The sequence below is a fragment of the Streptococcus sp. CP1998 genome (genome assembly GCF_041026655.1).
Classification (GTDB): Bacteria; Bacillota; Bacilli; order Lactobacillales; family Streptococcaceae; genus Streptococcus; species Streptococcus dentalis.
The window spans coordinates 1,516,990-1,536,102 of record NZ_CP163380.1 but is presented as its reverse complement, the minus strand read 5'-3'; the positions used below and the strand labels follow the sequence as shown (position 1 = coordinate 1,536,102).

General features: G+C 42.2%; 16 protein-coding genes and 1 riboswitch. Of the genes, 15 read left to right on the top strand and 1 reads right to left on the bottom strand.

The window, feature by feature from the left end:
- Positions 1-30: 30 nt before the first annotated feature.
- The 8 genes from AB4X21_RS07820 to AB4X21_RS07785 all read left to right on the top strand — a co-directional run bounded on the left by AB4X21_RS07820 (position 31) and on the right by AB4X21_RS07785 (position 8,291).
- A complete protein-coding gene (locus AB4X21_RS07820; RefSeq protein WP_369087769.1) occupies positions 31-1,380 on the top strand; it encodes a hemolysin family protein in 1,350 nt (449 codons plus the stop codon).
- A gap of 407 nt (positions 1,381-1,787) precedes the next feature.
- Positions 1,788-2,765 carry an ABC transporter substrate-binding protein gene (locus AB4X21_RS07815; protein ID WP_369087768.1) on the top strand — a complete coding sequence of 326 codons (978 nt, stop codon included), beginning with the start codon at positions 1,788-1,790 and terminating at the stop codon, positions 2,763-2,765.
- Positions 2,766-2,775: 10 nt separating this feature from the next.
- Entirely contained in the window at positions 2,776-3,669 is an 894-nt protein-coding gene (locus AB4X21_RS07810; RefSeq protein WP_003005682.1) for an ABC transporter permease, read from the top strand.
- 9 nt (positions 3,670-3,678) lie between these two features.
- Positions 3,679-4,482 (top strand): ABC transporter ATP-binding protein, encoded by an 804-nt coding sequence (locus AB4X21_RS07805; RefSeq protein WP_003005034.1) that lies wholly within the window; start codon positions 3,679-3,681, stop codon positions 4,480-4,482.
- A 744-nt stretch (positions 4,483-5,226) separates the two neighbouring features.
- On the top strand, positions 5,227-6,021 hold the full coding sequence (gene pflA, locus AB4X21_RS07800; protein WP_003005017.1) for a pyruvate formate-lyase-activating protein: 795 nt from the start codon (positions 5,227-5,229) through the stop codon (positions 6,019-6,021).
- 124 nt (positions 6,022-6,145) lie between these two features.
- Positions 6,146-7,081, top strand: coding sequence for a manganese-dependent inorganic pyrophosphatase (locus AB4X21_RS07795; RefSeq protein ID WP_369087767.1), 936 nt, complete (start codon positions 6,146-6,148; stop codon positions 7,079-7,081).
- A 63-nt stretch (positions 7,082-7,144) separates the two neighbouring features.
- Positions 7,145-7,657, top strand: coding sequence for a YiiX/YebB-like N1pC/P60 family cysteine hydrolase (locus tag AB4X21_RS07790; RefSeq protein WP_369087766.1), 513 nt, complete (start codon positions 7,145-7,147; stop codon positions 7,655-7,657).
- Positions 7,641-8,291, top strand: coding sequence for a DUF1803 domain-containing protein (locus tag AB4X21_RS07785; protein WP_369087765.1), 651 nt, complete (start codon positions 7,641-7,643; stop codon positions 8,289-8,291). The genes AB4X21_RS07790 and AB4X21_RS07785 overlap by 17 nt, the downstream gene beginning before the upstream one ends.
- A 34-nt stretch (positions 8,292-8,325) precedes the next feature.
- On the opposite strand, the gene AB4X21_RS07780 is transcribed toward AB4X21_RS07785, so the two are convergent.
- Complete coding sequence (locus tag AB4X21_RS07780) at positions 8,326-9,771, bottom strand: UDP-N-acetylmuramoyl-L-alanyl-D-glutamate--L-lysine ligase (protein ID WP_369087764.1); 1,446 nt, start codon at positions 9,769-9,771, stop codon at positions 8,326-8,328.
- 87 nt (positions 9,772-9,858) lie between these two features.
- On the opposite strand from AB4X21_RS07780, the gene AB4X21_RS07775 reads away from it, so the two are divergent.
- The 7 genes from AB4X21_RS07775 to AB4X21_RS07745 all read left to right on the top strand — a co-directional run bounded on the left by AB4X21_RS07775 (position 9,859) and on the right by AB4X21_RS07745 (position 19,075).
- On the top strand, positions 9,859-11,487 hold the full coding sequence (locus AB4X21_RS07775; protein WP_320911250.1) for a polysaccharide biosynthesis protein: 1,629 nt from the start codon (positions 9,859-9,861) through the stop codon (positions 11,485-11,487).
- Between the two features lie 139 nt (positions 11,488-11,626).
- Entirely contained in the window at positions 11,627-12,724 is a 1,098-nt protein-coding gene (locus AB4X21_RS07770) for a cystathionine gamma-synthase (protein WP_155126689.1), read from the top strand.
- Position 12,725: 1 nt separating this feature from the next.
- Positions 12,726-13,889, top strand: coding sequence for a MalY/PatB family protein (locus AB4X21_RS07765; protein WP_369087763.1), 1,164 nt, complete (start codon positions 12,726-12,728; stop codon positions 13,887-13,889).
- A 35-nt stretch (positions 13,890-13,924) separates the two neighbouring features.
- Positions 13,925-14,082: riboswitch (M-box (ykoK) riboswitch) on the top strand.
- A 207-nt stretch (positions 14,083-14,289) separates the two neighbouring features.
- On the top strand, positions 14,290-16,950 hold the full coding sequence (gene mgtA, locus AB4X21_RS07760; protein ID WP_151378660.1) for a magnesium-translocating P-type ATPase: 2,661 nt from the start codon (positions 14,290-14,292) through the stop codon (positions 16,948-16,950).
- A gap of 220 nt (positions 16,951-17,170) precedes the next feature.
- Positions 17,171-17,800: a uracil phosphoribosyltransferase gene (gene upp / locus AB4X21_RS07755; RefSeq protein WP_003005574.1), complete on the top strand. Its 630-nt coding sequence runs from the start codon at positions 17,171-17,173 to the stop codon at positions 17,798-17,800.
- A 128-nt stretch (positions 17,801-17,928) separates the two neighbouring features.
- On the top strand, positions 17,929-18,519 hold the full coding sequence (locus AB4X21_RS07750; protein ID WP_155126695.1) for an ATP-dependent Clp protease proteolytic subunit: 591 nt from the start codon (positions 17,929-17,931) through the stop codon (positions 18,517-18,519).
- Positions 18,520-18,796: 277 nt separating this feature from the next.
- A complete protein-coding gene (locus AB4X21_RS07745; protein WP_151378658.1) occupies positions 18,797-19,075 on the top strand; it encodes a DUF2129 domain-containing protein in 279 nt (92 codons plus the stop codon).
- Positions 19,076-19,113: the final 38 nt, after the last annotated feature.

The window sequence follows — 19,113 nt, the reverse complement described above, 5'->3', positions numbered from 1 at the left end:
TACAATATTATATACTGGAGGAAATTATCCATGGAAGACCCTGGCAGTCAGGAAATTTTACTGGAATTTATTTTATTGATTGTTTTGACATTGTTGAATGCCTTTTTCTCGGCAACTGAAATGTCAATGGTATCGTTGAATCGCTCTCGTGTTGAGCAAAAAGCTGAAGAAGGAGATAAAAAATACATTCGTCTTCTTAGCGTATTGGAACAACCCAACCATTTCTTATCTACCATTCAGGTGGGGATCACCTTGATTACTATTTTATCTGGGGCGAGTCTTGCAGATAGCCTTGGTCATGTCATTGCTAGATGGATGGGCAACACTAAAACAGCTCTTGCAGCTGGAAGCTTTTTATCTCTAGCATTTTTGACTTATATTTCGATCGTGTTTGGCGAACTCTATCCGAAACGAATTGCTATGAACTTAAAAGATGAATTAGCGGTTCGAACAGCTCCGATTGTCATTCTATTAGGAAAAATTGTCAGTCCCTTTGTTTGGTTGCTTTCAGCGTCGACCAATCTTTTGAGCCGTATCACGCCAATGGAATTCGATGATGCGGATGAAAAGATGACGCGGGATGAAATCGAGTATATGCTGACCAATAGTGAAGCAACACTTGATGCTGACGAGATTGAGATGCTCCAAGGGATCTTTTCATTAGATGAAATGGTAGCGCGTGAAGTCATGGTGCCTCGGACAGATGCCTTCATGGTTGATATCAATGATGATACCAAAGAAATTATTGAAAGTATCCTCAAGCAAAACTTTTCACGGATTCCTGTCTATGATGATGACAAGGACAATGTCATCGGGCTCATCCATACCAAACGTCTCTTGAACGAAGGATTTATCAATGGCTTTGATAATATTGTCTTAAGAAAGATTTTACAAGAACCTTTGTTTGTTCCAGAAACCATTTTTGTGGATGATCTTTTGAAGGAATTGCGCAATACGCAAAATCAAATGGCCATTCTACTCGATGAATACGGTGGGATGTCTGGCTTGGTTACTCTTGAAGACTTGTTGGAAGAAATCGTCGGTGAAATTGACGATGAGACTGACAAAGCGGAAATTGATGTCTTTGAAATTGCGGACAATACCTATGTCGTACAAGGAGCCATGTCTCTAAATGACTTTAACGAATATTTTGACGTTGAGTTGGAAAGCGATGATGTGGATACCATTGCAGGCTATTACCTGACAGAGGTTGGGCGAATTCCAACCTTGAAAGAGCGACTCAGCTGTGAAGTCGATAGTCAAAAGAAACACTTGATCTTGACTAATGACAAGGTGAAAAATGGTCGTGTGACCAAGGTAAAAGTTGAAATTTCTGAAATCGTCGAAGAAGATGAAGAAAGCAAATCAAAAGAAGATTAGAAAATAGAGGTTTGGACGTGTTCCAGCCTCTTTTTTTTCTTGTCAGGGCTAGTTGAATTTTCAAAAAATTTTAAAAATTTCTGAAATAGTCTTGACAGCCAAAAAAAATTAAGGTAAGATAATACCCATAAATAAAGAAAGCAGAAAATAAACATGAAGCAACAAGCCATTTCAACTCAAAAATTTTACTTTAGCTACTTTAGATAGTGTTTGTAGACATGATCTCATGGATGCAAACAACTCAAGCAATTTGTTTGTATCTATGTGGCTAAGATTTTTGATGATGGTCCATAGAGCTAGTATCTAAATGGACCGAGGTTTTTGTATCTTGTTGGAGAATTTCAAGCATCCGTTTAGAGAATGATCTAAGCGGATTTTTTATTTATTTGCAGAAAAGGAGTCAAAAAATGAAAGTAGTGAAGAAATTACTAGCACCTGTCCTGGTTGTAGGACTTCTGTTAACCTCATTGGTGACCTTACACCATCTGAAGGATGCTAAAAAGGACAATGTCTTTCGGATTGGGATTTCCCAGTACATCACCCATAAGTCGCTCGATGCAACACGAAAAGGCTTTATCGAAGAGTTGAAGAAAGAGGGCTATGTGGATGGGAAAAATATCCAGATTGATTTCCAAAATGCTCAAGGGGAGCAACGAAATCTGAAAAACATTTCCAAACAATTGGCGGAAGAAAGTGATCTAGTCTTTGCGATTGCAACCCCTTCTGCTCAAAGCTTGGCTAATACGACGAAAACAACGCCGGTTGTCTTCTCGGCTGTGACCGACCCATTGGCAGCGAAATTGGTGAAAAACTTGAAAGAGCCTGGTGGCAATATCACAGGGACAAGTGACCAGTCAGACGATGCGATCTCTACCCAGGTAGACATGATTAAGCAAGTGCTTCCAACGGCGAAAACAGTTGGGATCCTCTATACGCAAAGTGAGCCTAACTCAGTCGTCCAAAAAGTCAATGCGAAGAAGATCCTTGAAGCTAAAGGCTATCAAGTGGTTGAAAAAACCATCCTCGATAGTAACAATGTGAAGGCTGCAGCAGACAGTATCATGTCAGAAGCAGATATCGTCTTTGTTCCGACGGATAACATCATTTCTTCTACAATGGACACTGTAAAACAGGTTTCCCTCAGCCATAAGGTGCCAGTTTTTGGTGGGTCTGCTGGGATGGTGGCTACTGGTGGCTTGTACAACTTTGGTACCGATTATGAGGAATTGGGAAGACAAGCTGCTCGGATGGCCATTCGCATCATGAAGGGTGATAAACCTGGCAAAGTTGCAGTTGAAACACCTGAAAAATTAGAATTGCATACCAATAAAGAGATGGCTAAAGAGCTTGGAATTGATATTAGCTCGTTGAAGGTAGAAAAATAGGAGGTTTGAGATGAATTTCGTTTTATCAAGTTTATCAGAAGGTTTATTGTGGTCGATCATGGCGATCGGTGTTTACTTAACATTTCGAATTTTAGATATTGCCGACATGACGGCAGAAGGAGCCTTTCCACTTGGTGCAGCAGTTGTAGCCTCCCAAATTCAAGCAGGAAGAAACCCTTGGCTTGCAACCTTGTTGGGCTTCCTGGCAGGGATGATAGCAGGATTGGTTTCTGGGATTCTCCATACAAAAATGAAAATTCCAGCCCTTTTGACAGGGATTGTCACTTTGACCGGTCTCTACTCTATCAATATTAAAATCATGGGGGGAGTACCCAATCTCTCTATTGGCGATGCCAGTACCATTTTCAAAAGTGTCATGAAATTGGGCTTGTCCAATGAAGAAGCTGTCTTTTTGATTAGTATTTCTTGCTTGATCATCGTCTGTATCTTATTGACCCTCTTAATGAAGACGCAACTTGGCTTGGTTTTGCGCTCGACTGGTGATAACATTCCAATGAGTGAGGCCAATGGGGTCAATGTAGATAACATGAAGATGTTGGGCTACATGATTTCCAATGGTTTGATTGCCCTTTGTGGAGCCATGTTTGCACAAAATGATGGTTTCTCAGATGTGACTTCTGGTACAGGGACGATCGTAGTTGGTTTGAGTGCTGTGATTATCGCTGAAGTTTTGATCCACGAATTGACCATTGGTTGGCGCTTGCTTTCCATCGGGGTTGGAGCCATTGTTTACCGTTTGATTATCTTAAATATTTACGAGATCCCAAATCTCGATCAAAATATGGTTCGTCTCTTCAATGCGATCTTGCTCGCGATTGTCTTGTTCGCTCCTGAGGCGCAAAAACGTCTTCGTGTTCGTGGATTGAAGTTAGGAAATAAGTAGGAGAAAAGTATGGCAACATTATTATCAATTGAAGGTATTCATAAGACATTTGAAGCAGGAACAGTCAATGAAAACCATGTCTTAAAAGGCTTGGATCTCCAAGTAGAAGAAGGGGACTTCATTTCGGTCATCGGTGGAAATGGAGCTGGGAAATCAACCTTGATGAACATCTTGGCAGGAAATCTGGTCGTAGATGAAGGAGATATCTTGCTAGAAGGTAACTCTATCAAAAATACGAGTGTTCGTAAGCGTGCGAAAGATATTGCGCGTGTCTTCCAAGATCCTAAAATGGGGACAGCTTCACGTTTGACCATTGAAGAAAATATGGCCATTGCCCAACGTCGGGGGAAATCTCGTGGTTTGAGCTGGGGAGTTCGGGAGAAAGATCGCGAATTATTCCGTGAAGCCTTGAAGGAACTGAATATCGGTTTAGAAAACCGTCTCAAGGTGGATACCCAATATTTGTCTGGTGGGCAACGTCAAGCCTTGACCTTGGTCATGGCAGCCTTGGTCAAACCGAAACTCTTGCTTCTGGATGAACATACCGCAGCGCTCGATCCTAAGACTAGTGAAATGGTCATGGAATTGACACAAAAGATCGTGGAAAGCCATGATTTGACAACCTTGATGATTACGCATGATATGAACCATGCGATTGAATACGGCAACCGCTTGATCATGCTCTACCAAGGCAAGATCGTTGTCGACGTCAAAGGAGAAGAAAAGAAAAACCTAACGGTTGAAGATTTAATGCGCCTCTTCCAACAAAACAGTGGTGAAACCCTGGTTAGTGATGAATTGGTATTAGGATAAAATAAAAGGAGTTTTCGCTAAACTCCCTTTGTTTCAGTAATTCCGTCTCCATAAGCTATTAAAATGTTCATGGAGACCTCTTTGACCAAGACATCCTGGACCCACAAAGAAATATCAATGTCATGTGCATTCGAAATAGACTTCCAATTAGAAAATTTTTTCCCATAATCAAAAGTGATCGACTTAAAGAGGTGTCTAGGAACTTTAGACAACCAATGATCAGTGGAGGCCTCAAAATCATTTGCTTTCCGTCCATTGGTTTTCTGTGTGATGATGGCATTTGAAAAGCATTCTAGTAAGAAATGACTAGACTTTTGTCTTTTTCTCCTGCAATTGTAACCCCTTCTAGATGACCGAATTCTTTCTAAAAATCGGGATAAATATCTGCTTTCTCACGTAACTCTCTATGAAAAGCTTGTTTTACACGCGTTTCTTTCTGCCTATTTGGCCTTCGTTTTCTTCTCCAAGGAAGGTCCATCTTGTCGAAAACACTAATATCAGCTAAACGATAGAGTGTTCTCATGGAGCAAGAAATCTTATCTGGATAAGCCCCTTAATGACATCAAGGCCGTAAATTTTTTTCCATAATACAGGACAGATAGTCCCATATTGGAAACTGTACTAGGACAATGAAAACTACTGAAAAAAACAGATTCTTTTCAAAAAGAAGCTTAAACTCTTTAAAATAGATGGAATCGTGTTATAATAAAATCATAAAACGTTTTCAAGAGAAGAGGTTCCTCAATGGAAAATGAAACAGTTGACTATGGAAAAGTAACAGGAATGGTACACTCAACAGAAAGTTTTGGGGCAGTAGACGGGCCTGGGATCCGCTTTATTGTCTTCCTTCAAGGCTGTCAAATGCGGTGCCAATACTGCCACAATCCAGATACTTGGGCAATGGAAACCAACAAGTCCCGTGAACGGACCGTGGATGATGTCCTAGAAGAAGCCCTCCGTTATCGTGGATTTTGGGGCGAAAAAGGGGGAATCACTGTCAGTGGAGGAGAAGCCCTCTTGCAGATTGACTTTTTGATTGCCCTCTTCACCAAGGCTCAAGAGTTGGGCATTCATTGTACCTTGGATACCTGTGCCCTTCCTTTCCGGAATACACCTCGTTATTTGGAAAAATTCGACCGCTTGATGGCGGTGACAGACTTGGTGCTTCTGGATATCAAGGAAATCAATGATGAACGACACAAAATTGTGACCAGCCATACCAATAAAACGATTTTAGCTTGTGCCAAGTACCTATCTGATATTGGAAAACCAGTTTGGATTCGTCACGTTTTGGTGCCTGGGCTTACAGACCGAGATGATGATTTGATCGAACTTGGAAAATTTGTTAAAACCCTTAAAAATGTTGATAAATTTGAAATTCTGCCCTACCATACTATGGGGGAATTCAAATGGCGTGAATTGGGAATTCCGTACAAATTGGAGGGTGTGAAACCACCGACAAAAGAACGGGTCCAAAATGCAAAAGATTTGATGGAAACAGAAAGTTACCAAGATTACCTGAAACGGGTCAAAGGATAAAAAGTATAGACAGTTGGGCCTTCCAGCTGTCTTTTCTATTGAAATGCACAACTATTCCCTTTCTTTAAATGGCAAAACGTGCTAAAATAGAGTGAATCTATAAATGAAATAAAGAGGTAGAAACATGTCAAAAATTCTCGTTTTTGGTCACCAAAATCCTGACTCAGATGCTATTGGCTCATCTGTAGCTTTTGCTTATCTTGCAAAAGAAGCTTATGGTTTGGATACAGAAGCAGTGGCTCTTGGAACTCCAAATGAAGAAACAGCTTTCGTGTTGGACTATTTTGGTGTGGAAGCACCACGCGTTATCACATCAGCTAAAGCAGAAGGTGCAGAACAAGTCATCTTGACGGACCACAATGAATTCCAACAATCTGTCTCAGATATCGCTGAAGTAGAAGTATATGGTGTAGTGGATCACCACCGTGTGGCTAACTTTGAAACTGCCAGCCCACTTTACATGCGTTTGGAACCAGTTGGATCAGCATCTTCTATCGTTTACCGCATGTTCAAAGAACATGGTGTAGCAGTGCCAAAAGAAATCGCAGGTTTGATGCTTTCAGGTTTGATTTCAGATACCCTTCTTTTGAAATCTCCAACAACCCACCCATCTGATAAGGTGATTGCACCTGAATTGGCTGAATTAGCTGGTGTTAATTTGGAAGAATACGGTCTTGCCATGCTCAAAGCTGGTACCAACTTGGCAAGCAAATCAGCAGAAGAGTTGATTGACATCGATGCTAAGACTTTTGAATTGAACGGAAACAACGTCCGTGTGGCTCAAGTGAATACAGTTGATATTGCTGAAGTCTTGGAACGCCAAGCTGAAATCGAAGCGACTATCCAAGTCGCCAATGCGACTAACGGCTACTCTGACTTCGTTTTGATGATTACTGATATTGTCAACTCAAACTCAGAAATTCTTGCGCTTGGTGCTAATATGGATAAGGTAGAAGCAGCTTTCAACTTCAAACTTGAAAACAACCATGCCTTCCTTCCAGGTGCTGTTTCACGTAAGAAACAAGTGGTACCACAATTGACTGAAAGCTTTAATGCATAATCATAGATGGGAAAGCCCATCGTTAAAAAGGAGTTTCGGCTCCTTTTTTGCTAGGAGAGAAGTATGTTAGAAAATGGCGATTTGATTTTTGTAAAAGATGATTCGGATATAGGACAGGCCGTCCAGGAATCTACTGGTCACTATAGCCATGTGGGCATCCTTTTGGACGGACAGATCTATCATGCCACGGTAGAAGGTGGTATCCTTGCTCAGTCTCCTGAGGAATTCTTTGAACACGGGAAAGTCTATGACCTTTATCGCTATGCCGAGATTGATTGTACAGAGATCAAAAAGCGAGCAGAGAGTCTTTTAGGGGCTCCCTACAATGCTTCCTTTTACCCAGATGGGGATGGTTTCTATTGTTCCCAGTTCATCGCTGAACTACTTCCTATTTTTGAAACCATTCCCATGAAGTTTGGAGATGAGGAAGAGGAGATTAGTCCGTTCTGGCTTGATTACTACAAGGAGCTTGGTCTAGCTGTTCCTTTAGATCATCCCGGGACCAACCCGAGTCAGTTAGCCCAATCATCACAGCTACAGTTTAAAGAAAGGTATTTGGATGATTACAATCATTAATCCCACACGTTTGACACGTCAGCCATTTTTCAAGGACTTGATCAACTTTTTGGATCAGCACGACGATGTGATCCTGCGGCAAATCAAGGCCCAATTTCCAGATCAACCAGTGGATAAGCTGATGGAGGAGTATATCAAAGCGGGCTTCATCCTTCGAGAAAATAAACGCTACACCCTCAACCTGCCCTTCTTGGAGTCAGCTGATCGAGTGGACCTGGATCAAGAGGTCTTTGTCCGAGAGGACAGTGCATTTTATCAAGAATTAAAAGCAAAGGTCTTCCAAACAGAACTCCGCAATACTACCAACGAAGCGATTCTCATAGAGGAGACGGACTTCGAGCGAAATGCACAGACCCTTTCCAATTACTTCTACAAGGTGAAACACCAATACCCTTTGACAGAGGAGCAAGAAAAGCTCTATGCCATCTTGGGAGATGTCAATCCCGAGTATGCTCTTAAGTATATGACTAGCTTTTTGCTCAAGTTCCTCAAAAAAGAAGTAGTCCAGCAAAAGCGCAAGGACATCTTTGTCGATAGTTTAGTTTTATTGGGCTACATCATTCAAAATGAAGATGGAAAGTATGAGTTAGCTGTCGAATTTGATAAAGAACGATTCATTTTTATAAAAAAATAAAGGCTAGGAATTTTTCTAGCCTTCTTTCGTTTGATTATAGGTAACGTTCAGCGATGGCGGCATCACCTGGATATTCTTCTTTTACGCCATTGACGATTTGGTAGCAGTCAGCTCCTTTTCCGGCGATAATGACGGCATCTTCAGGCTTGCTGGTTGTTGCCATAGCCAGCTGAATAGCTTGTTCGCGATCTGCGATTTTTTCGACAGATCGCGTGATGAAGCTGCTAATCTCTTCAGCGATAGCCAAGGGATCTTCATAGTTGGGATCATCCGCTGTGAGGAAGACTTGGATTTCAGGATGGTCTTCTAAGAGTAAGCCAAAGTCTTTGCGACGGCTCTCTCCTTTATTCCCAGTTGATCCAAGGACCAGTGAAATGGTCCCCGTTTGATGGGTTTCGACAACTGAGAGCAGTTTTTTCAAGCTATCTCCATTATGGGCGTAGTCGATGAAAACCTTGGCTCCATTTTTCTGAGTCAAGACTTCCATTCGGCCAGGAACGCGCGTCTTAGCAATCCCTTTTTGGATATCCTCGAGGCTCGCACCTAGAAGAAGACAGGCAAGACCTGCTGCTACAGCGTTTTCTTGGTTGAAGTGACCAATCAGTTGGATATCATAGTTTCCAGCTAATTTACCAGTGGCTGAGAAGCTGAAGGCCTTAGAGTTTTCAATTTGATTCTCAGACTGGCTACCATAAAAATCGTGGTCTTGATTCGCGACTTGATCCGCTAAAACTTGGAAATGATCCATATCGCTATTGATGACAACGGCTTGGCTATTCTTCATGAGGAGACGTTTGTGGTAGAAATAATCCTCAAAAGTTGGGTGTTCAATCGGTCCAATATGGTCAGGACTGATGTTGAGAAAAACACCAACGTCAAAGGTCAGACCGTAAACCCGTTTCACTAGATAAGCTTGACTGGAAACTTCCATAATAAGGTGGGTCCGATCATTGGCTACTGCCTCAGCCATCATGGCAAAAAGATCCAAGCTCTCTGGCGTTGTCAGGGTCGATTTAAAGAAGTTTTTACCATCCAGTGTAGTATTCATGGTCGACAGCATAGCTGGTCGATGACTTTGTTCCAAAATATGGTAAGCAAAATAGGCCGCTGTTGTCTTTCCCTTAGTCCCTGTGAAGGCCAATAGTTTTAATTGTTTCTCAGGGTGCCCATAAAACTCCATAGCAATTAAGCTCATGGCCTGCTTGATATCATTGACGAGAATGGCAGGAATACCAACTTCATAATCTTTTTCAGAGACATAAAAGCCGAGTCCATTAGAAATAGCCTGTTCCAGGTATTCTTTTTTGAAACTCGCCCCTTTAACAAAAAAGAGGGTACTAGCAGAAACCTTACGGCTATCATAGCTAATGGCATCAAAACTTGTTCCTTCTAGATGGTAGTAGTATTCACCATTTACTAGAACTTCTCGGAAATTTTGGTCATGTTTTAAAATGTTGAGGGTTTGTTCAATTGTAATCATAAAACTATTGTAAACCTAAAGTCCCTATTTTACAAGTGTCATGGAAAAGTTTATAATGAAGAGAAGAAGAAACGAAAGAGGACACCAATGAGTCACGAACAAAATGACCAGCAAGCCCAGATGCTACGCGGGACTGCCTGGATGACAGCCAGCAATTTTATCAGCCGTTTGCTAGGGGCTGCGTATATTATTCCTTGGTATATTTGGATGGGAAAATATGGGCCACAAGCCAATGGTCTTTTTACAATGGGTTACAATATCTATGCTTGGTTTCTCTTGATTTCGACAGCCGGGGTACCCGTAGCTGTTGCCAAGCAAGTAGCCAAATACAATACCCGGGACCAAGCCGACCATAGCTTTGCTTTGATTCGGGGCTTCTTAAAATTCATGGGAATTTTAGGCCTAGGATTTGCCATCCTCATGTATCTTTTGTCTCCTGTTTTTGCGAGTCTTTCAGGTGGGGGAAAAGAGTTGATTCCGATCATGCAGAGCCTTTCTTGGGCTGTCTTGATCTTTCCTTCGATGAGTGTCATTCGGGGATTTTTCCAAGGTTTTAACAACATGAAGCCTTACGCCATTAGCCAGATCGCTGAACAAGTGATCCGGGTCATCTGGATGTTGCTCACGACCTTCTTCATTATGAAGATTGGCTCAGGAGACTATGTGCAGGCTGTGACGCAGTCGACCTTTGCGGCCTTTATCGGTATGGGAGCGAGCCTGTTGGTGCTCTTTTATTACCTTGCAAAGACAGGCTTGCTCTCTTCTATTTTTAGAAAGCAAGAGGGAAGTGAAGGGATTGATACTCGGGCTCTCTTGATCGATACGATTCGTGAGGCCATTCCTTTTATTATCACTGGTTCCGCCATTCAGCTCTTCCAAATTGTTGACCAGATGACCTTTATCAATGTCATGTCTTGGTTCACAGACTATAGTCAAAAGCAGCTCTTGGTCATGTTTAGTTATTTCTCTGCTAATCCAAACAAAATCACCATGATCTTGATTGCGGTAGCGACTTCGATTGGGGGAGTTGGGATTCCTCTGTTGACAGAGAATTATGTGAAGGGGGACCTAAAAGCAGCTGGGAAGCTCGTACAGGATAACTTGACCATGTTGCTAGCTTTCTTGCTTCCAGCCACCTTTGGTGCAGTAGCAGTCGCAAAACCACTTTATACGGTTTTCTATGGGCAACCAGATGGCTTGGCCTTAGGACTCTTCACCGTAGCGATGTTGCAGACCGTAATTCTCGGTCTTTACACAGTTTTGTCTCCGATGATTCAAGCCCTCTTTCAAAATCGCAAGGCCATTCGCTACTTCCTTTATGGTGTAGTGGTGAAATTGGTCCTACAAATTCCATTTATTTTGGTCTTTCGTTCTTACGGGCCACTTTTGTCAACGACCATTGCATTAATGGTGCCAATCGTCCTCATGTATCGGGAGATCCAAACTATCACTCAGTTTAATCGAACCATCGTCTTCAAGCGGACCTTACTTGGTTCTATCCTGACTGTGGTGATGCTACTTGGAGTCTTGATCGCCGGTTTGATTTTGGGCTGGATTTTCCCACCAAATGGCCGTGTATCGAGCATGATTTATATCATCGTCATTGGCGGATTAGGAGTTGCTATTTATGGAGCCTTAGGATTATGGCTACGGTATTTTGACCGCTTTATCGGAGGTCAAGCTGCACGTCTCAGACAAAAATTCCGGATTAAATAAATCAAAGGCTGGGTAAAAAGTGCCCAGCCTTTTCTTATAGTTTGAAACTATAGCTAGGTCTTGAAAATGGGAAAACCGCTCTCCTCATAATAGTGATAAAATAGTAATCAGTTAGATTGAATGTTTATCGGAGGGCAATATGAGTAAAAAACGCAATATCAATACGATTTTGGCACAGGCAGGAATCAAGTCGGATAAAGCAACAGGAGCTTTGACGACTCCTTTGCATTTCTCTACGACTTACCAACACCCAGAATTTGGTCAGTCTACAGGTTTTGACTATACCCGTACGAAAAATCCAACACGCGCAACAGCTGAGAAGACTTTGGCAGCTATCGAAAGTGCAGACTATGCTTTGGCGACAAGCTCTGGAATGTCAGCTATTGTGCTTGCTTTTAGCATTTTCCCAGTTGGTTCAAAAGTCTTAGCCGTTCGTGACCTTTATGGCGGTTCTTTCCGCTGGTTTAACCAACAAGAGCAAGAAGGTCGTTTCTCTTTCACCTATGCCAATACAGAAGAAGAACTGATCCACCATCTAGATCATGATCCGGTGGATGTCCTCTATATTGAAACACCAACCAATCCATTGATGTTGGAATTTGATATTGCTCGTTTAGCCAAATTGGCCCATGCAAAAGGTGCCAAAGTCGTGGTGGACAATACCTTCTATAGCCCGATCTATCAACGTCCGATTGAAGAGGGAGCGGATATTGTTCTTCATTCAGCAACCAAGTACCTAGCTGGTCACAACGATGTCTTGGCTGGTGTTGTCGTGACAAATGATGCAGACTTGTATGACAAACTCTTTTACAATTTGAACACGACAGGTGCTGTTCTTTCACCATTTGACAGCTATCTCTTGATCCGTGGTCTCAAGACGCTTTCTATTCGGATGGAGCGCTCCACAGAGAATGCTCGCAAGGTGGTAGAGTTTTTGAAAACCTCCCCTCAGGTCAAAGAAGTCCTCTACACTGGAAAAGGTGGAATGGTCTCCTTTAAAATTCAAGATGAGAAAAAAATTCCTAACTTGTTGAATTCCCTTCAAGTCTTTACCTTTGCAGAAAGCCTTGGCGGAGTTGAAAGCTTGATCACTTATCCTACCACTCAGACTCATGCGGACATTCCTGCAGAAGTTCGCCATTCATACGGTTTGACAGATGATCTTCTTCGTTTGTCCATCGGAATCGAAGATGCAGATGATTTGATTGAAGATTTGAAACAAGCATTGGAGGCTTAAGATGACCAAATATGATTTCACGACTTTACCGAATCGCTTGCCCCACCATACCTACAAGTGGAAAGAAACAGAGACAGATCCAGAAATCATTCCAGCTTGGATCGCGGACATGGATTTTAATGTCATTCCAGAAGTACGAGAAGCGGTGATCGGCTATGCAGACCAAATGGTCTACGGCTACACCTATGCATCGGATAGCCTCTACCAGTCTATCCTTGATTGGGAAAAAGAAGAACATGGCTATTCCTTTGACAAGGAAGCTGTCGTCTTTATCGAAGGCGTTGTTCCGGCTATTTCAACAGCTATTCAAGCCTTTACTAAGGAAGGGGATGCTGTCTTAATCAATACACCGGTCTATCCTCCATTTGCCAGAAGTGTCAAACTCAATCGTCGAAAATTGATCGAAAATTCATTAGTTGAAAAGGATGGTCTTTTCCAAATTGATTTTGATCAGCTGGAAAAAGACATTGTGGAGCAAAAGGTGAAACTCTATGTTTTGTGTAATCCGCACAATCCTGGAGGCCGTGTATGGGATCGTGAAGTCTTGGAAAAAATCGGCCGCCTCTGTCAAAAACATGGTGTCCTTCTCGTTTCAGATGAGATCCACCAAGATTTGGCCTTGTTTGGCCACCGTCATACCAGCTTTAATACGGTTGATCCAAGCTTTAAAGATTTCAGCTTGATCTTAACCAGTGCAACTAAGACTTTCAATATTGCAGGAACAAAAAATTCCTATGTGGTCATTGAAAATCCAAAGCTTCGTACGGCTTTTAAACAACGGCAATTGGCCAATAACCAACATGAAATCTCAGGCTTGGGCTATATTGCAACAGAAGCGGCTTATCGCCATGGTAAACCTTGGTTGACAGATCTCAAGCAAGTCTTTGAAAAACACATCGACTATGTGGTAGATGAATTGCATGAAAAGACCAAAATTCGTGTCATGAAACCCCAAGGCACCTATCTTCTTTGGTTGGACTTTTCAGCCTATCCTTATACCGATGATGAGCTGCATGCTAAAATTCATGACCAAGCCAAATTGATTTTGAACCGTGGAACAGATTTTGGAAAAGAAGGAAACTTGCATGCCCGCCTCAATGTGGCAGCTCCCTTCACCCTCATTGAAGAAATCACCAAACGCTTGGTGGAAACTTTTCACAAATAAGTGTTGACTTTCTGTAAGTGAAGGAGTACAATAAACTCGAAATACGGTAGGTGAGGCTACCACAAGGATACGGATGACTACCGCAAAGCAGTGGAGACACTACTCGTTGGTCAACAGTCCTGATCGCAAAGGTCAAGACTAAGCTCATTTCATTGCCTTGTGGAGCTAAAGCTTGGACGGTCAGTTTTTTGAGAGTTTTGATTGAAAAATAAATGACGAGTTTCATGAGTCCTACCGATCGAGGGTAGGACTCTTTTTTATGCCTTACCAAGAAGAGAGAAAGGAGAGAGCTATGATACAAATCGACGATCATCCCGAACCGCACCGAACCAGCCAATCGCTGATTTGTGTCATAGGGACTCCAAAAGTGATTGGCTCCTGATTGAAAAAGGAGATACCAATGCAAACAAATAAAGAAAGACTCATTGCTGCTCTTCAAGAACCACTTGAAAGCACCTTTGCCACCTACAAAACCAGTGCCCTTGGTCTAGTTGACGATCAAGTAGAAGAAAACCGCGATATTTATGGCGAAAATGTCATCACAAAAGGTCAAGAAGATTCCATGATCAAAAAGATCTATGAATCGATTATCAATCCTTTTACGGTGATTTTGTTGGTCATTGCGCTGGTTTCCTTCATCACTAATGTCTGGCTAGCAAAACCAGGTGAACAGGATCCAACGACCTCCATCATCATTGTGACCTTGGTCTTGATCTCTGGTGGTATCCGCTTCATTCAAGAATTGCGGAGCGACAAAGCAGCTAGCAACTTATCACGTATGATTGTCAATACAGCGACCGTTCTTCGTGATGGATCAGAACAAGAAATTCCGATCGATGAAATCGTCGCAGGAGATGTGATCAAACTGAGTGCCGGCGATATGATTCCAGCTGATGTGGTCTTGATCGATTCCCGTGACTTCTTTGTCCAACAATCTGGTCTCACAGGGGAAAGTGATGCTGTTGAAAAGGTTTGTCTCAGAAAAGCCGACAGTCAAAATCTAGAGAGTCTCTTGGAGAGTGAGAGCTTGGCCTTTATGGGAACCAATGTCATCTCCGGACGGGCGACAGCTTTGGTCTTGGTCGTGGGGGATGAAACCATGATGGGAGCTATTGAGCAAACCATCAACACCTATGACGAACCAACCTCATTTGAGAGAGAAATGAATACCATCTCTTGGCTCTTGATTCGGCTCATGTTAGTGATGGTGCCCGTTGTCTTTGTGATCAATGGCCTCACAGATGGTGACTGGTTAGAAGCGGGTGTCTTTGCCCTCAGCGTTGGGGTTGGTTTGACTCCTGAAATGTTGCCGATGATTATTACCGCGAGTCTAGCTAAGGGCTCCATCATCATGGCCAAGGAAAAAGTCGTTATCAAAAAACTCAATGCCATCCAAGACCTTGGGGCTATTGATATTTTGTGTACAGATAAGACAGGTACCTTGACCCAAGATGAAATCGTTTTGGAGTATCCGCTTGATATCCATGGCGAATTGGATCTATCAGTTCTTCGTCGGGCTTACTTGAATTCCTATTTCCAAACCGGGCTAAAAAATTTGATGGACCGGGCGATTATCAATCGAACCCAGAAAGAAGCCAAGAAACATGAGATTGTTCGCGATCTGGATCAAACCTTCCATAAGATTGATGAATTGCCCTTTGATTTTGAACGTCGTCGCATGAGTGTCATTGTCAAAGACGAAGACGGTGTGGTCAGCATGGTGACCAAGGGTGCCTTGGAAGAAATGCTTTCTGTATCGACTTATGTTGAGTACAAGGGAGAGATTAAACGACTGACAGATGAAGTCCGTCAAGAGGTCCTCGCTGAAGTTGCTCAATTAAATGAACAAGGTCTTCGTGTTTTGGGAGTCAGCTACAAAACTGACTTGGACGAAAATGACATCTTTAGTGTTGAAGATGAACGAGACATGATCCTAACCGGTTACCTTGCCTTTCTTGATCCACCAAAACCTTCTGCAGCTCCCGCTATCAAAGCTCTTGCAGAATATGGCGTAACCACCAAGATCTTAACTGGGGACAATGAAAAGGTCACCCAAGCTGTCTGTGAAAAAGTAGGACTAGATGTCGAGCGGATTCTTTTGGGAAGCGAAATCGATACGATGACTGACCAAGAGTTAGCACAAGTTGTGGAAACAACAACGGTCTTTGCCAAATTATCACCAGATCAAAAAGCGCGGATCATCCTCAGCCTCAAGAACAATGGCCACAAGGTTGGTTACATGGGAGATGGGATTAACGATGCTCCATCTATGAAGGTCTCAGACGTTGGGATCTCCGTGGATACAGCTGTTGATATTGCCAAAGAAACGGCAGATGTCATCCTTCTAGATAAGGACTTGATGGTCCTTGAAAAAGGTTTGGTTGAAGGCCGCAAGGTCTATGCCAATATGACCAAGTACATCAAGATGACGGTCTCTTCTAACTTCGGGAACATCTTTTCTCTTCTCTTTGCCAGCATCTTTTTGCCTTTCCTTCCGATGGCTCCTGTTCATTTAATTGTGCTCAATCTTATCTATGATCTTTCTTGTATCGCCCTTCCTTTTGACAATGTCGACAAGGAATTCCTCAAGAAACCTCGTATCTGGGAAGCAAACTCTATCATGCGTTTTATGGCCTGGATCGGTCCAATTTCATCAGTATTTGATATTATTACCTACATGCTTCTTTACTTCCTTGTTGTTCCTATGATTTTAGGTCATGGCTACAACCATGGAGCAGCAGATGCAGCAGCCTTTATCATGGTGTTCCAAACTGGATGGTTTATCGAATCTATGTGGTCTCAAACCATGGTTATCCATATGTTGCGTTCACCAAAACTGCCATTTATCCAAAGTCGTCCAGCCTTCTCAGTCGTGGTGACGACTCTAGCAGCGGCCTTCTTTGTAACCTCCCTTCCATATAGTCCTTTGGCTTCTATCTTGAAGTTGAGCCAACTAAATGGATTGTACTTTGTTCTATTGTTTGCGATTATCGTCCTCTATATGCTGAGTGTGACGGTTGTCAAACGTATCTATATTAAGAAATACAAAGAATGGTTATAATTGATTGATAGAAAGAGTGAGTCCGAACTTAAAAAATTAAGTGTAAGGGCTCTCTTTTTTTTGTAAAATTTGGTATAATAAGACGAATGTAAAGTTGGAAATGAAGATTTCCATGTGCTGTGAGTATTAAAGAGGGACTGAAAGAAAGAGTAGAGCTTGACTCCACTTTTATCATAGCTCTTTTTTGAATAATAACAGCTTAGAAAGAAGGATCTCAAAAATGGGAAAACTAGAAGTTATTACACATCCACTGATTCAACACAAATTATCTATTCTTCGTCGTACAGATACCTCTACGAAGGCCTTTCGTGAATTGGTAGATGAGATTGCTATGTTGATGGGCTACGAAGTGTTGCGTGAATTGCCTCTTGAGGATGTTGAAATTGAAACTCCTATTACCAAAACCGTTCAAAAACAAATCGCGGGTAAGAAATTGGCTATTGTCCCAATTCTTCGTGCAGGGATTGGGATGGTTGATGGTCTCTTGAGTTTGGTACCAGCTGCTAAGGTTGGCCATATCGGGATGTACCGTGATGAAGAAACCTTGAAACCAGTTGAATACTTGGTGAAATTGCCAGAAGATATTGATCAACGTCGTATCTTTGTAGTAGACCCTATGCTTGCTACGGGTGGATCCGCTATTCTGGCGATTGATTCCTTGAAAAAACGTGGTGCTAGCCATATCAAATTTGTCTGCTTGGTATCAGCGCCAGAAGGGGTGAAAGCTCTTCAAGAAGCTCACCCAGATGTTGATATCTTTACAGCAGCCCTCGATGATCATTTGAATGAACATGGCTATATTGTTCCTGGTCTTGGGGATGCAGGTGACCGTTTATTCGGTACCAAATAAGAAACCATTCATGATTCGTCCGAAAGGTGCTTAAGATTTGACCTTTTTTGACCATTGGTTTATAATAGCACATATACTTTGAACCTCACGAATTGTGAGAATGAATGGATACTAAAGGAGAAGAATAGATGATTCCAGTAGTTATTGAACAAACCAGTCGTGGAGAACGTTCTTACGATATTTATTCCCGTCTGTTGAAAGATCGAATTATCATGGTAACAGGACCAGTTGAGGACCAAATGGCTAACTCCATTATCGCTCAATTGCTCTTCTTGGATGCCCAAGATAATACAAAAGATATCTATATGTATATCAATACCCCAGGGGGCTCTGTCTCAGCAGGTCTTGCCATTGTAGATACTATGAACTTTATCAAGTCAGATGTCCAAACCATTGTTATGGGGATGGCTGCTTCTATGGGAACTATTATCGCTTCAAGCGGTGCGAAGGGCAAACGCTTCATGTTGCCAAACGCCGAGTATATGATTCACCAACCAATGGGTGGTACTGGTGGTGGTACCCAACAAACCGATATGGCGATTGCAGCAGAACACTTGCTCAAAACACGGAATAACTTGGAAAAAATCCTTGCGGAAAATTCAGGTCAATCTATTAAAAAAGTGCATGCTGATGCGGAGCGTGACAATTGGATGAGCGCACAAGAAACACTTGAATATGGCTTTATTGATGAAATCATGGCCAATAATAAATTGGGCTAAACCATCCTGTGGGAAGGTCCGTCAAGAGGCTGGGACAAAAGTCCTAGCCTCTCAATTATTTTTGGATTGTCGAGCAAAACGCAGTGGTTGAGTGGGCTCTACTACGCTGATTTCATCAGCTTTTACAGCCCTACTCAACTGTGCGGAGGTGGGACGACGAAATCGAATTCTAACGAATTACCGATTTCTGTCCCACTCTCTTTTTTGCTCTCATAAAAGAGTAGTTCTTTTTCTTGAAATTTGATATACTAGTAACAGAACGAGAAAGGGATTGACTATGTTTGAGAAACAAGAAAGAACAGGCTTAATTGTTAAATTGTATTACAATCGAGACGGGAAAAAATTACAATCTGTCGGAGATGTTTTGTACCATTCTAAGAAATGCCGTTATGTCCAATTGTATGTGGACAGTGACAAGGCCGATCAAGTCATGGAAGACTTAAAGAAAGAACGTTATGTCAAAAAGGTCTTGCCTTGCCATCTTAAAGATTTAGATACAGATTTTGTGGGGAGTTTGCAACGATTGGAGATCCCATCTTTGGTCACAGAAGGTTAGAAAACGCAATCATTTGATGGATTGCGCTTTTTTTATTG

Coding starts and splice junctions, on each gene's coding strand:
- AB4X21_RS07820 (WP_369087769.1), top strand. CDS start 31: ATGGAAGACCCTGGCAGTCAGGAAATTTTACTGGAATTTATTTTATTG.
- AB4X21_RS07815 (WP_369087768.1), top strand. CDS start 1,788: ATGAAAGTAGTGAAGAAATTACTAGCACCTGTCCTGGTTGTAGGACTT.
- AB4X21_RS07810 (WP_003005682.1), top strand. CDS start 2,776: ATGAATTTCGTTTTATCAAGTTTATCAGAAGGTTTATTGTGGTCGATC.
- AB4X21_RS07805 (WP_003005034.1), top strand. CDS start 3,679: ATGGCAACATTATTATCAATTGAAGGTATTCATAAGACATTTGAAGCA.
- pflA (WP_003005017.1), top strand. CDS start 5,227: ATGGAAAATGAAACAGTTGACTATGGAAAAGTAACAGGAATGGTACAC.
- AB4X21_RS07795 (WP_369087767.1), top strand. CDS start 6,146: ATGTCAAAAATTCTCGTTTTTGGTCACCAAAATCCTGACTCAGATGCT.
- AB4X21_RS07790 (WP_369087766.1), top strand. CDS start 7,145: ATGTTAGAAAATGGCGATTTGATTTTTGTAAAAGATGATTCGGATATA.
- AB4X21_RS07785 (WP_369087765.1), top strand. CDS start 7,641: ATGATTACAATCATTAATCCCACACGTTTGACACGTCAGCCATTTTTC.
- AB4X21_RS07780 (WP_369087764.1), bottom strand. CDS start 9,771: ATGATTACAATTGAACAAACCCTCAACATTTTAAAACATGACCAAAAT.
- AB4X21_RS07775 (WP_320911250.1), top strand. CDS start 9,859: ATGAGTCACGAACAAAATGACCAGCAAGCCCAGATGCTACGCGGGACT.
- AB4X21_RS07770 (WP_155126689.1), top strand. CDS start 11,627: ATGAGTAAAAAACGCAATATCAATACGATTTTGGCACAGGCAGGAATC.
- AB4X21_RS07765 (WP_369087763.1), top strand. CDS start 12,726: ATGACCAAATATGATTTCACGACTTTACCGAATCGCTTGCCCCACCAT.
- mgtA (WP_151378660.1), top strand. CDS start 14,290: ATGCAAACAAATAAAGAAAGACTCATTGCTGCTCTTCAAGAACCACTT.
- upp (WP_003005574.1), top strand. CDS start 17,171: ATGGGAAAACTAGAAGTTATTACACATCCACTGATTCAACACAAATTA.
- AB4X21_RS07750 (WP_155126695.1), top strand. CDS start 17,929: ATGATTCCAGTAGTTATTGAACAAACCAGTCGTGGAGAACGTTCTTAC.
- AB4X21_RS07745 (WP_151378658.1), top strand. CDS start 18,797: ATGTTTGAGAAACAAGAAAGAACAGGCTTAATTGTTAAATTGTATTAC.